This is a genomic window from Kribbella sp. NPDC050124 (assembly GCF_044460355.1).
Taxonomy (GTDB): domain Bacteria; phylum Actinomycetota; class Actinomycetes; order Propionibacteriales; family Kribbellaceae; genus Kribbella.
The window spans coordinates 314463-326867 of sequence record NZ_JBITJU010000001.1 but is presented as its reverse complement, the minus strand read 5'-3'; the positions used below and the strand labels follow the sequence as shown (position 1 = coordinate 326867).

The window sequence follows — 12405 nt, the reverse complement described above, 5'->3', positions numbered from 1 at the left end:
GGCACCCGGTCCCGCAGTCGCAATTGTGATGGCCTGGCGGTCCGCTCCCGTCAGTCCCCGTTCACCCGATCGAGCACCTCACGAATGATGTCCAGGTGCCCGAGGTGCCGCGCGGTCTCCTCGATCATGTGGCAGAGGATGTAGCGCACCGACGCCCGTCCCGCGTCGCGGACCACGAGCCGTTCCACGTCGTCGAGCGAGAAGCCGGCGACGATCTCGTTGGACCGCTTGCACTCGGCGTCGTACTCGTCGAGCAGTTGGGCCAGCGGCACGTCGTCGACGAACATCTCGGCATCCGGATGGCCGCCTTCGGTCCACGGGGTCTGGCCGGTGTCCGGCGTACCGAGGAGGTTCTCGGTGAACCAGGAGTACTCGACCCAGCGCAGGTGGGCGACGAGTCCCGCCACTGTCATCAGCGGCGAGGTGGACAACAACTTGCGGTGGGCATCGATCTCGCCGAGACCTTCGCACTTCGGCCGGACCAGCGACCGTTGATGGTCCAGCCAGCCGATCAACTGGGTCCGCTCATCGGCGGCCAACGGTGGCCTCATGTGGGGTCCGCCATCCGCACGTAGCCGGTGGCTCCGTCGAGGAGTTCGCGGATGATGTCGAGGTGGCCGACGTGCCGCGCGGTCTCCTCGATCATGTGGCAGAGGACGTAGCGCAACGAGGCTGCCTTGTCGGCTGGTTGCGCGCGTTCGACGGTCTCCAGTGGGAGGCCGGCGATTGCCGCGTTGGATCGCTTGCACTCGGCGTCGTACTCGTCGAGCAGTTGGGCCAGTGGCACGTCGTCCACGAACATCTCGGCGTCGGGATGTCCGTCCTCTGTCCACGGCGTCTGGCCGGTGTCCGGTACGCCGGCCATGTTGAGCTGGAACCACGCGTACTCGTTCCAGCGCAGGTGCGCCACCAGCCCCGCGACCGTCATCAACGGTGACGTCGGCAGAAGCTTGCGGTGGGCATCTTCTTCGGAGAGTCCTTCGCACTTCATCCGGACGAAGGAACGTTGCAGGTCGAGCCATCCGGTCAACTGAGTGCGCTCATCGGCGGTCAGCGGCGGACGCTGTACTTCGGTCATTCAAAGCTCCTGAGGTGTGGAGCCACCCGATCTCAGCCGCGGGTACGGCGGACAGGCGGCACGACTGCCGGACTGCAGGACATCGCGCTCACCTCCTCTCCGCTGGTGGCAGCACCCTATACGCACAATCGCCGGGCCGGGAACTCGGTTTCTGGCAGTCTTGGCCGGGACAGCGCCCGCACCGCGCGAAGAGGTGAGACGTGGATCCACGGTTCGACCTTCCGCTGTACACCCGCGCCGAGGTCGCACTTCACCTGGGGTTACCGCCCACCACTCTCGGCGACTGGCTCCGGTCCGGCGCCTTGGAATCCCACAGCGGCGGTCGCGGCGAGCCGACCATCACGTTCGCCGGTCTGGTCGAGACCCACATGCTCCGCCATCTCAGGCAGGCCGGCCTGTCCCTGCAGGCGATCGGCGAAGCCGCAGTCGCCTTGCGCTCCCGCGCCGGCCGCCACTACCCGCTGGCCTGGTCCGGCCTGGCCCACGACGGCCGCGACCTCCTGATCGAGATCGCCGCCGAAGGCCGCGACCAAGGCTGGGAACGCATCCGCGACAGCCAAGGCGGCCTCCCCGGCGTACTCCGCCGCGGCTCAGCCGCCATCACCTGGTCCGACGACGGCTACGCCACCACCCTCCGCCTCGTCATCTACCACGACATCGACGTCATCGCGGACCCCCACCGCTCCCACGGCCACCCCCTGGTCGACGGCTCCGAAGTCCGCGTCGAAGAGATCATCGACCGAGTCCGCACCGGCACGTCGTACCGCGACCTAGCCGCCAAATACAACCTGGAAGACTTCGAGGTAGAGGCCCTGGTCCGCCCCCACATCCGCCCACCCACCTTCCGCCGCCCCAAACACCCCCAACCCGAACCCCTCCTGTAGAACCCACGCGCGCTACGCCGCGGCTCCGATGTCGCCCCGCTACGCCCGCTCCCACCCACCCAACCTTCCTTGCGCGCTGCCGCCCGCGAGGTTTCCGGCTGCCGCCTCGCTCCCGGCTACCGCCGGGCCTGCACACTTCTCGCGTCGCACGCGCCCGACCACCAGGCCGGCGCGATCCGCACACCGCATGCCTGGGGCGGCACCGTCCAACACGCCTCCGCGTCTGTGGATAACCGACCGCACGCTGTCCGCCTGGCCTGGCATCCTGGTCACTGACAGGCTGTGATCACGGAAGGAGGTGTGCCGATGGATCCGCGATTCGACCTGCCGATCCTCACGCGCGCAGAGACAGCGAGCCATCTGGACCTGCCTCCCTCGACCCTCGGCTACTGGGTGAAGACCCGGGCACTTCACATCGTCGAGCGACCACGAGCCAGCGACGCGTCGATCACCTTCGCGAGCCTGGTCGAGACGCACATGCTTCGCCAGCTGCGCCAGTCCGGTCTGTCATTGGGTGCGATTCGCGACGCTGCCATCCGGCTGCGCACCGAGCTCGACCGGCCGTATCCGCTCGCCTGGCGACGAATTGCCCACGACGGACGTGACCTCCTGGCCGAGATAGCAGCTGAAGGTGAGGGCGCCTCGTGGGAGCGGATTCGCGACAGCCAAGGTGGGCTGCCTGGCGTGGTCGAGCTCGGTCTGAAGTCTGTCGAGTGGGCGCCTGACGACTATGCGAGCAGACTTCGGCTGGTCGCGTATCGAGGGGCCGACGTGGTGGTTGATCCACTGGTCTCGTTCGGCCAGCCGATTCTGGCCGGCGCAGGCGTGCGCGTCGAAGATGTCGTAGACCTGGCACGGGCAGGCGAGCCCTACCAGTTGATCGCCGACGAGTTCGGCATCCAGACCGCCGAGGTCGAGGCCCTTGTCAGACCGCACATCAGAGCAGCCTAGGTCTTCATCGACGTCGGTCTTGGCGGTATCGCGATCCCTGAACTGGTCCGTCGACTGGGCAGCAAAGCGTTGACCAAGCACGAGGTGTTCGGACGCCGGACCGTCGAGGACACCGAGTGGATCGCCTGGGCCGATGCTGAGGATCTCGTGGTGCTGACGAAGGACGATGCGATCCGGAGGCGACCGCTCGAGCGTGCCGCGTTGGCCAGGTCCGGCTTGCGGGTCTTTTGCTTGACCAACGCGGAACCTGACGAAGGCGGAACAGGTCCTACGCTTCGAGCGCTTGTGGCCGTCCATCCTCAAACGGTGCGAGCAGCCGGGTCCGTTCGTGTGTGGCGTGTACGCCGACCGGTTGCAGGATCTCCGCTTCTAGCTGTCGCCGCGGAGACGATCGCCGCCAGCGGTGAGCGTCAGACCTCGCCTCGAACGTGGGGCTTGAACAGGAACTGGTGGGCTTCGACAAGCTATTTCGTGTTCAACCCCACCAGAGGGTGTGTCAGGTCCCGAGTCTCGGCAACGGTGCGACCAACGATCGCGTCCGCGGACCACGCCGACGTGGTGGTCGCCCCGGCGACAGCCGGAAACCGCGTGGCGTTACAGGCCGCGGTTGTCTTTGATTCGTTTGGCTTTGCCTAGGGAGCGTTCTAGGGCGTGGGGTGGGAGTACTTCTACGGTGGCGGTGATGCCTACTCGGTCTTTGATTCGGTGGGTCAGGGCGGTGGCGGCGGTGGTGGGGTCGGCCAGGTCGGGGGCGGCTTCTACCTGGACGGTTAGTTCGTCGAGGCGGGCGGGGCGGGTGAGGATGCAGAGGTAGTGCGGGGTGAGGCCTTCGACGAGGAGGATTTGTTCCTCGATCTGGGTGGGGAAGACGTTGACGCCGCGGACGATCATCATGTCGTCGGTGCGGCCGGTGATCTTCTCCATGCGGCGCATGCCGGGGCGGGCGGTGCCGGGGAGGAGGCGGGTCAGGTCGCGGGTGCGGTAGCGCAGGACCGGGAAGGCTTCCTTGGTGAGGGTGGTGAAGACCAGTTCGCCGACCGAACCGTCGGGGAGGACCTCGCCGCTGACGGGGTCGATGATCTCGGGGTAGAAGTGGTCCTCCCAGATGTGCAGGCCGTCCTTGGTCTCGACGCACTCCTGCGCGACGCCGGGGCCCATCACCTCGGACAGGCCGTAGATGTCGACGGCGTGCATGCCGGTACGTTGTTCGACTTCGGCGCGCATCTGCTCGGTCCAGGGTTCGGCGCCGAAGATCCCGATCCGCAGTGAGGTGTCGCGCGGGTCGAGGCCACGGGCCTCCATCTCGTCGACGATGGCGAGGAAGTACGACGGGGTGACCATGATGATCCGCGCCCCGAAGTCACGGATCAGGTCCACCTGCCGCTCAGTCATCCCGCCGGATACCGGTACGACGGTGCACCCGAGCCGCTCGGCGCCGTAGTGCGCGCCCAGCCCGCCCGTGAACAGCCCGTACCCGTAGGCAACATGGCACACGTCACCCGCCCGGCCACCCGCCGCACGGATCGACCGGGCCATCAAGTCCGCCCAGTTGTCGAGGTCCCGCCGGGTGTACCCGACCACCGTCGGCCGTCCCGTCGTACCCGAGGAGGCATGGACCCGCACCACGTCCGACCGCGGTACGGCGAACATCCCGAACGGATAGTTCTCCCGCAGATCCGCCTTCGCGGTGAACGGCAGCCGGCTCAGATCCTCGAGCGACCGCAAGTCGCCCGGCGCAAATCCCACCGCGGACAGCGCCGCCCGGTAGTGCGGAACGCTCTCGTACGCCGACGCGACCGTCGACTGCAGCAGCGAGAGCTGACGAGAGCGGAGCTCGTCGACGGACAGCCGCTCACCGTCGTCACGCAGGTCCTCGGGACAGGGCTCACCGAGCATTACGACACCTCCAGGTCACGGACGAGCGAGCAGGGTCGCGATGCCCTGGCCCACCCCGATGCACATGGTGGCCAGCGCATACCCGGCGTCGCGGTGGCGCAGCTCCAGGGCGGCGGTCAGAGCTAGACGAGCACCAGACATCCCCAGCGGATGGCCGAGCGCGATCGCGCCGCCGTTCGGGTTCACGTGCTCCGCGTCGTCAGGCAGACCAAGCGACCGCAGTACGGCGAGGGACTGCGACGCGAACGCCTCGTTCAGCTCGATCACACCGACGTCGGACAACGCGACACCACACCGGTCGAGCAGTTTGCGCGTGGCCGGAGCCGGACCGATTCCCATGATTCGCGGTGGCACGCCGGCCGCCGCCGTACCGACGATCCGGGCCAACGGCGTGACCCCGAGCCGCTCGACCGCCGCACCGCTCATCACCAAGAGCGCGGCCGCACCGTCGTTCACACCAGAGGCGTTGCCTGCGGTGACCGTGCCGGGGGAGCGGAACGGCGTCTTCAGTCCAGCCAATGCTTCGAGCGAGGTCTCCCGAGGGTGTTCGTCGGCCTCCACGACCGTCACGGCCCCGCGCTTGCCCGGGACCGAGACCGGCACGATCTCCTCGGCCAGCCGCCCGTTCGCCTGTGCCTTCGCCGCGCGCTGCTGACTGCGCAGGGCGAACAAGTCCTGGTCCTCGCGGGAGATCTCGAAGTCCGCGGCGACGTTCTCGGCCGTCTCCGGCATCGAGTCGATCCCGTACTGCTGCTGCAGCACCGGGTTCACGAACCGCCACCCGATCGTGGTGTCGAAGATCTCCGCCTGCCGGGCGAACGCGGTCGTTGCCTTGGGCATCACGAACGGCGCTCGCGACATCGACTCCACGCCACCGGCGACGACGACCTCGTTGTCCCCGGCAATGATCGACCGGGCCGCCGACGCGACCGCGTCCAACCCGGACCCGCACAGCCGGTTGATCGTCGTACCCGGGACCTCGGCGGGAAGGTCGGCCAGCAGCACCGCCATCCGGGCCACGTTCCGGTTGTCCTCGCCGGCTTGGTTGGCGCAGCCGAGAATCACGTCGTCGATCGACCGCGCATCAAGAGCAGGGTGCCGGGCCAGCAACGCGGACACGACCCCAGCGGCAAGATCGTCGGGGCGGACCGGTGCCAGCGCACCGCCGTACCGGCCGATCGGCGTCCGCACTCCATCCACCAAGAACGCCTCACGCGTCATGACTCTCCTCCGGAATGATCGTGCCGGACAACTGACGGCTGCGGCCGCGGAACTCGGCGATCACCTCGGCGCCGCGCCGGACGGTCACGTCATAGATCGCGTTCCGGCCGTAGGACGTCCGCTCGCGGGCCTCGGCGACGAGCACGTCACCGTGCTTGGCCGGGGCGACGAAGACGATGTCGCAGGTCTGCGCGACCGTGACCTGGTTGCGCGAGTTGCACGCGAACGCGAACGCGGAGTCGGCCAGGCAGAACACGAATCCACCATGCGCGATACCGTGCCCGTTCACCATGTCCTCGCGCACCGGCATCTCGATCCGGGCGAACCCGTCGCCGACCTCGGCCAGCCGCATCCCCAGGCCGGCACTGGCGGTGTCCTCCGCCCACATCGCCGCGGCCACCCGGGCCGCCAAATCGTCAGCCATACCTGCCCTATCGAGAAACAGTGCTCAATAATTTGGCTTGTGACACCCTACCCCCGGTCGCGCCAACGACTGTAACATCACAGACGCAGACCCCGAGCTTGGAGGATCCATGACCGACTGGCTGGCGACCCACCGCGAGCGCCTCGACGACGCGCTGAAGGCGATCCGCGGCCGCGGCTACCACTCCGCCTTCCCGGAGTCGCCCAGTCCGCGGGTGTACGGCGAGACCGCCGCCGCCGACGGCAAGACGGCGTTCGAGGCCTACCTCGGTGCGACGTTCCCGCTGGAGATCCCGGGTTCGCGCGGCGAGGTGGTCACCGAGCACTCGCCGTACGGGATCAAGCTGGACATCGCTTACCCGCGTGTGGTCGAGGACGGCCTCGACGACCTGCTCACGGCCGCACAAGCCGGGCTCAAGGACTGGCGCAACGCCGGAATCGACGGCCGGACCGGGGTCACGCTGGAGATCCTCGACCGGTTGCACAAGCGGGTCTTCGAGCTGGCCAACGCAGTCCAGCACACCAGCGGTCAGGCGTTCGTGATGGCGTTCCAGGCCGGTGGCGCGCACGCGCTGGACCGGGCGCTGGAGGCGGTCGCGTACGCCTACGAGGAGATGAACCGGTACCCGGCCGAGGCGACCTGGGAGAAACCGGCCAAGGGTGACCCGATCCGGATGGAGAAGACGTTCACCGTCGCCGGTCGCGGGGTCGCGCTGGTGATCGGCTGCAACACGTTCCCGACCTGGAACTCCTGGCCCGGCCTGTTCGCGTCGCTGGTCACCGGCAACGCCGTGGTGGTCAAGCCGCACCCACTGGCCGTCCTCCCGCTGGCGATCACCGTCCAGGTGTGCCGTGAGGTGCTCGCCGAGGCCGGCCTGGACGCGAACCTGGTGACCCTGGCCGCCGAGCGGGCCGGTGACGGCCTGGCCAAGCCGCTGGCGACCCGGCCCGAGGTCAAGTTGGTCGACTTCACCGGCGGCAGCGAGTTCGGCGAGTGGCTGGAGCAGAACGCGACCCAGGCGACCGTCTTCACCGAGAAGGCCGGTGTCAACGCGGTCATCATCGACTCGACCGACGCGTTCAAGGCACTGACCGGGAACCTCGCCTTCACGCTGTCGCTGTACTCGGGCCAGATGTGCACCACCACCCAGAACCTCTTCATCCCGGCCGGCGGGATCGAGACCGACGAGGGGCACAGGTCCTTCGAGGAGGTCGGTGCCGGCATCGCCGCCGCGATGGGCAAGCTGCTCGGGGACGACGCCCGCGCCGTCGAGATCCTCGGCGGCATCGTGAACCAGGCCGTGATCAGCCGGCTCGAGCTCGCTCCGGAGTACGGCGACGTCGTCCTGGAGTCGCGGTCGATCCAGCACCCGGCCTTCCCGGACGCCGTGGTCCGCACGCCGCTCCTGGTCGCGATCGACGCCAAGGACGAGGAGGTGTACGGGCGCGAGTGCTTCGGGCCGGTGTCCTTCCTGGTCAGGACCACCGACACCGACGAGTCGATCGACCTGTTCCGCAAGACCGTCACCGAGGGCGGCGCGATGACGGCCGGGATCTACTCGACCGACACCAACGTCCTGGACGCGGCGCGGGATGCCGCCCTCGACGCGGGCGTCGCGCTGTCGGAGAACCTGACCGGCCAGGTGTTCGTGAACCAGTCGGCTGCGTTCAGCGACTTCCACGGCACCGGCGCCAACCCGGCCGCCAACGCGACCTACACCGATGGCGCCTACGTCGCGAGCCGCTTCCGCGTCATCCAGTCCCGCCGCCACATTGCGTGATCGACGGGACGGGTTCGCCCTGCTCTTCGCGGGACTCGCGGTCCTCAAGTTGCTGGCGAAGTGTCGTTGAGCGGACGCTGAAGCTGGAGGTGTGCGAAACCAGCACCTTCCAGACTCTCCATCCGCCGACCCGTCCAGGAGAACCGCCGTGACCCAGAGCTTGACCGAGGTACTCGCCTACTACGACCGCTGGCTGGCGTTCAACCAGCGCTACCGGAGGGTGCCCGGAGTGCAGGCGGCCGTGTTCGCCACGGGCGGGGTCGCCTTCTCAGCGGCGTACGGTCTGGCCGACGTCGAGGGCGCCGTACCGCTGACCGAGCGGCACCTGTTCCGGATTGCGTCGCACTCGAAGACGTTCACCGGGACGGCCGTGCTGCAGCTGGTCGAGAAGGGCCGGCTGCGGCTCGACGACAGGGCGGAGATGCACGTCACCGAGCTGGTCGATGCCCCGGCCGGCAAGCTGACGCTGCGGGACCTGCTGAGTCACGCCGGCGGTCTGACCCGGGACAGCGACGACGCGGACTTCTGGCAGCTCGCGCAGCCGTTCCCCGATCGCGACGAGCTGCTCGCCGTACTGCGGTCGCCGCAGGCTGCCGTGATCGAGGAGCACGAGCGGTTCAAGTACACGAACATCGGCTACGGGCTGCTCGGGCTGGTGATCGAGGGCGCGACCGGCCGGTCGTACAACGACCACGTCCGGATCGAGATCGTGGAGAAGCTCGGGCTGTCCGATCTCGGGCCGGAGCTGGATCCGTCGCGGAGTGCGGAGTACGCCACCGGCTACAGCTCTCTCGCGTACGCCGACACCCGCGTGCCGATCGACCACGTCGACACCCGGGCGCTGGCCGCCGCCACCGGGTTCTACGGCACCGCGACCGACCTGGTCACCTACTTCTCCGCGCACCTGCCTGGCGACGACCGGCTCCTGACCGACTCGTCCAAGCGGCAGATGCAGCATGCACAGTGGAGTGTCGGGACCGACGATTGGCCGAAGTACGGGCTCGGTCTGCAGCTGACAAAGACCGGCGACCGGGAGCTGTTCGGTCACGGCGGCGGCTACCCGGGCCACATCACCCGGTCGCTGGTCGACGGTAGGGCCGGGATCGCGGTGTCGGTGCTGACGAACGCGATCGACGGCCCGGCGCAGCAGCTGGCCGAGTGCCTGTTCAAGCTGCTCGACCTCGCGCAGTCGAAGGACCGCCCGGAGCAGTCCGCCGACCTGAGCCGTTTCACTGGCCGCTACGCCGGGCTCTGGGGCGTCGCCGACATCGTGCAACTCGGCGGGCGGCTGTACACCGTGGATCCCACGCTCGGCGACCCGGCGGACAAGCCGCCGACGCTGGAGGTCGACGGCGACACGTTGCTGGTCACCGAGGACCACGGCGGCGGCTCGTACGGTCAGCGGTACCACTTCACCTTTGGCGCGGACGGCCGTCCGGAGTCGATCCGGTCCGCCGGCGGTCTGCGCATGCAGCCGATCGAACAGTTCGCCCTGCCGTCGCGGGTGACGAACGGCTGAGTACCGTGCTGGCATGACGATCCATGGCGATCATCCGTTCCTGCCACCCGAGTCCGAGCGGAGCCCGGTACGGCGGTTGCGGGGCCGGCTGGCGTCACCCGTCGGTCTCTGGACCACCGCGTACGACGGCAAGCGCGCCGGCCTGACCGTCGCGTCGATGGTCGTGGCGGACGGTGACCCGGGGTACGTCGTCGGCCTGATCGACCCGGACTCGGACCTCTGGGAAACGTTGCGGCAGGCAAGAACCGCGGTGGTCGCCCTGCTCGGTGAGCCGCACCGCCGGCTGGCCGACGCGTTCGGGTACGTCGCCCCGGCGCCCGGCGGCCCGTTCAAGATGATCGACTGGACCGACACGGAGTGGGGCCCGGCGCCGGTCGGCGTCGAAACCTGGGCCGGCTGCACCCTGGTCTCCCCGGATCCGCCGGAAGTCGGCTGGGCGCTCCAGGTCCAGCTCGAGATCGTCCACGTCGAACTCTCGCCCGACGAGACTCCCGCGCTGGTCCACCGCCGCGGCCGCTACTACACGCTCTGATTCCGGATCCGCTCGGCCTGCCGGTTCTGCAGCTCTTCACCCTGCACCAGGAATCGGTGAATCGTCTCCAGCTCCGCTCGCGTGTAGCGAGACAGCGCCGCCGTCCCGGCAGGCCTGACCGGACCGTACAGCTTCTCCACCCGCTCCTCCGCCAACGGCGTCGCCGTCACCAGCACCCGGCGCCGATCGGTGTCGTCTTTCGTGCGTACGGCGTACCCGGCCTTCTCCAGCCGCTCGATCGCAGCGGTCGTCGCGGCTGGGCTCAGCCCTGCCTCGACCGCTAGCTGCCCGGCGGTCAGCCCACCGCTGATCGAAAGCAGCCCGATGCACAGCAGATCGGTCCGGTTCACGCCGAGCACCGCAGCCGCCGCGGCGTCCACCCGATCGGTGGCGTTCTGGAACCGCACCACCGCCTCGACGATCTCCCCGATCAGGTTTTGTTTCGACACTCGAAATAGTCTACCCTTGATCCAATGTTTCGATCGTCGAAATAAATGGGAGATCGCGATGGCTGTCACGACGCCCTTGCCCGGCTGGCTGAAGCCGGTGAATCGGCTGGTCAGACTGCTGTCCCGCGTCGGCTTGCCGCTCGGCACCATCCATGTCCTGTCCGTGCCCGGCCGCTCGAGCGGCGCGATGCGGACGACGCCGGTGTCGCCGCTGACCGTGGACGGCAAGCGCTACATCCTGAGTCCGGTGCCGTCCTCCGATTGGGTGCGGAATGCGCAGGCGGCCGGGTGGGGGCTGCTCGCGGCCGGCCGGAAGTCGACGCGGGTCCGGCTGGAGGAGGTGACGGATCCGGTCGAGAAGGAGGCGGTCCTGCGGGCGTTTCCGGCCGCGGTCCCCAACGGGGTGCCGTTCTTCATCCACGTCGGCGCCGTCACGAGTGCCGACCCTGACGAGTTCGCAGCTGCCGCGCCGGGTTCGGTGGTCTTTCTCGTAGTGTGAGTCCATGCGAGCCACCACGATCCATGCGCCGTACGACGTCCGGCTGAGCGACGTCCCCGACCCGAAGCTCGACGGGCCGACGGATGCGGTGGTGAAGGTGGTTGCCTCGTGCATCTGCGGCTCGGACCTGTGGCCGTACCGCGGGGAGAACAAGATCCGGCCGGGCAGCCGGATCGGGCACGAGTTCGTCGGCATCGTCGAGGAGATCGGCAGCGACGTCCGCACGGTCAAGCCGGGCGACTTCGTGATCGCGCCGTTCGTGGTGAGCGACGGGACCTGCCCGCACTGCCAGGCCGGCTACCAGACCGCCTGCCAGAACCTGGTCGGCTACGGCAGCAGCCGGGCCGACGGCGGCCAGGGCGAGTACGTCAAGCTTCCGTACGCCGACGGCACGCTCGTCGCAACGCCTGAGCTGCCGGACGACTCGCTCGTCCCGTCGCTGCTCACGCTGTCCGATGTGATGGGCACTGGCTGGCACGCTGCCCGTGCCGCCCGGGTGAAGGCCGGTGACACGGTCGTGGTGGTGGGCGATGGTGCCGTCGGGCTGTGCGGCGTACTGGCTGCCTCACGGATGGGCGCCGAGCGGGTCGTTGCCATGTCGCGGCATGAACCTCGGCAGAAGCTTGCGGTGGAGTTCGGTGCCACGGACATCATTGCCGAACGCGGTGACGCGGCGCGGGACGCCGTACTCGAGCTGACCGGTGGGGTCGGGGCGGACGCCGTACTGGAGTGTGTCGGGACCGGGCAGGCGATGACGACCGCCTTCGAGGTCGCGCGAGCCGGGGCCACGGTCGGGTTCGTGGGGGTGCCGCACGGGGTCGACGTGCCGATCCGAACCATGTTCAGCCGCAACGTCGGGCTGGCCGGCGGGATGGCGCCGGTGCGGGCGTACCTGCCCGAGCTCATGGCCGACGTCCTGGCCGGGGAGATCAACCCCGGCTTGGTGTTCGACGCCGAGCTCCCGCTGGCCGAAGTGGCCGAGGGCTACAAAGCCATGCACGAGCGCCGCGCGGTCAAGGTTCTGCTCAAACCGTAGTCACAAACGCGCAAGCTCAGTGCGCGCGGTGCCCGCTCGAGCGCTCGATGTGCGCGCTCTCACACGCTAGCCCCACCGGGGGTCACGGCTGCGCAACGCGCTTGCGCGGATCGTTGACACCCGGCGCGCGGCGTGC

14 protein-coding genes are annotated in these 12405 nt (G+C 68.7%); 8 read left to right on the top strand and 6 right to left on the bottom strand.

What is annotated here, in order from left to right:
• Positions 1 to 50 precede the first annotated feature (50 nt).
• Together ACIBL3_RS01645 and ACIBL3_RS01640 are read right to left on the bottom strand one after the other, a co-directional pair.
• The gene (locus ACIBL3_RS01645) at positions 51 to 551 is read right to left on the bottom strand and encodes a DinB family protein (RefSeq protein ID WP_396351219.1); all 501 of its coding nucleotides are present in this window, start codon (positions 549 to 551) and stop codon (positions 51 to 53) included.
• On the bottom strand, positions 548 to 1078 hold the full coding sequence (locus ACIBL3_RS01640) for a DinB family protein (protein WP_396351218.1): 531 nt from the start codon (positions 1076 to 1078) through the stop codon (positions 548 to 550). The genes ACIBL3_RS01645 and ACIBL3_RS01640 overlap by 4 nt, the downstream gene beginning before the upstream one ends.
• 200 nt (positions 1079 to 1278) lie before the next feature.
• Here ACIBL3_RS01640 and ACIBL3_RS01635 point away from each other — a divergent pair, with 200 nt between their 5' ends.
• The 3 genes from ACIBL3_RS01635 to ACIBL3_RS01625 all read left to right on the top strand — a co-directional run bounded on the left by ACIBL3_RS01635 (position 1279) and on the right by ACIBL3_RS01625 (position 3549).
• On the top strand, positions 1279 to 1962 hold the full coding sequence (locus ACIBL3_RS01635) for a DUF433 domain-containing protein (protein ID WP_396351217.1): 684 nt from the start codon (positions 1279 to 1281) through the stop codon (positions 1960 to 1962).
• 306 nt (positions 1963 to 2268) lie between these two features.
• A complete protein-coding gene (locus ACIBL3_RS01630; protein WP_396351216.1) occupies positions 2269 to 2913 on the top strand; it encodes a DUF433 domain-containing protein in 645 nt (214 codons plus the stop codon).
• A gap of 6 nt (positions 2914 to 2919) precedes the next feature.
• Positions 2920 to 3549, top strand: a complete 630-nt coding sequence (locus ACIBL3_RS01625; protein ID WP_396352293.1) for a hypothetical protein — start codon at positions 2920 to 2922, stop codon at positions 3547 to 3549.
• Here ACIBL3_RS01625 and paaK read toward each other — a convergent pair.
• From paaK to paaI, 3 genes are read right to left on the bottom strand one after another with little or no spacing between them, the layout of a single operon-like run.
• Complete coding sequence (gene paaK, locus ACIBL3_RS01620; protein WP_396351215.1) at positions 3508 to 4809, bottom strand: phenylacetate--CoA ligase PaaK; 1302 nt, start codon at positions 4807 to 4809, stop codon at positions 3508 to 3510. The genes ACIBL3_RS01625 and paaK overlap by 42 nt on opposite strands.
• A 15-nt stretch (positions 4810 to 4824) precedes the next feature.
• Positions 4825 to 6030 carry a 3-oxoadipyl-CoA thiolase gene (pcaF, locus tag ACIBL3_RS01615; protein ID WP_396351214.1) on the bottom strand — a complete coding sequence of 402 codons (1206 nt, stop codon included), beginning with the start codon at positions 6028 to 6030 and terminating at the stop codon, positions 4825 to 4827.
• Positions 6020 to 6454, bottom strand: coding sequence for a hydroxyphenylacetyl-CoA thioesterase PaaI (gene paaI, locus ACIBL3_RS01610; protein ID WP_396351213.1), 435 nt, complete (start codon positions 6452 to 6454; stop codon positions 6020 to 6022). The genes pcaF and paaI overlap by 11 nt, the downstream gene beginning before the upstream one ends.
• 109 nt (positions 6455 to 6563) lie before the next feature.
• On the opposite strand from paaI, the gene paaN reads away from it, so the two are divergent.
• The 3 genes from paaN to ACIBL3_RS01595 all read left to right on the top strand — a co-directional run bounded on the left by paaN (position 6564) and on the right by ACIBL3_RS01595 (position 10285).
• On the top strand, positions 6564 to 8234 hold the full coding sequence (paaN, locus tag ACIBL3_RS01605; protein WP_396351212.1) for a phenylacetic acid degradation protein PaaN: 1671 nt from the start codon (positions 6564 to 6566) through the stop codon (positions 8232 to 8234).
• Between the two features lie 148 nt (positions 8235 to 8382).
• Positions 8383 to 9753: a serine hydrolase domain-containing protein gene (locus ACIBL3_RS01600; RefSeq protein ID WP_396351211.1), complete on the top strand. Its 1371-nt coding sequence runs from the start codon at positions 8383 to 8385 to the stop codon at positions 9751 to 9753.
• A gap of 13 nt (positions 9754 to 9766) precedes the next feature.
• A complete protein-coding gene (locus ACIBL3_RS01595) occupies positions 9767 to 10285 on the top strand; it encodes a flavin reductase family protein (RefSeq protein WP_396351210.1) in 519 nt (172 codons plus the stop codon).
• On the opposite strand, the gene ACIBL3_RS01590 is transcribed toward ACIBL3_RS01595, so the two are convergent.
• Positions 10273 to 10734 (bottom strand): MarR family winged helix-turn-helix transcriptional regulator, encoded by a 462-nt coding sequence (locus ACIBL3_RS01590; protein ID WP_396351209.1) that lies wholly within the window; start codon positions 10732 to 10734, stop codon positions 10273 to 10275. The two genes, ACIBL3_RS01595 and ACIBL3_RS01590, sit on opposite strands and share 13 nt — an antisense overlap.
• 58 nt (positions 10735 to 10792) lie before the next feature.
• Here ACIBL3_RS01590 and ACIBL3_RS01585 point away from each other — a divergent pair, with 58 nt between their 5' ends.
• Positions 10793 to 11233 carry a deazaflavin-dependent nitroreductase gene (locus ACIBL3_RS01585; RefSeq protein ID WP_396351208.1) on the top strand — a complete coding sequence of 147 codons (441 nt, stop codon included), beginning with the start codon at positions 10793 to 10795 and terminating at the stop codon, positions 11231 to 11233.
• Between the two features lie 4 nt (positions 11234 to 11237).
• Positions 11238 to 12269, top strand: a complete 1032-nt coding sequence (locus ACIBL3_RS01580; RefSeq protein ID WP_396351207.1) for a zinc-dependent alcohol dehydrogenase family protein — start codon at positions 11238 to 11240, stop codon at positions 12267 to 12269.
• Positions 12270 to 12405 lie beyond the last annotated feature (136 nt).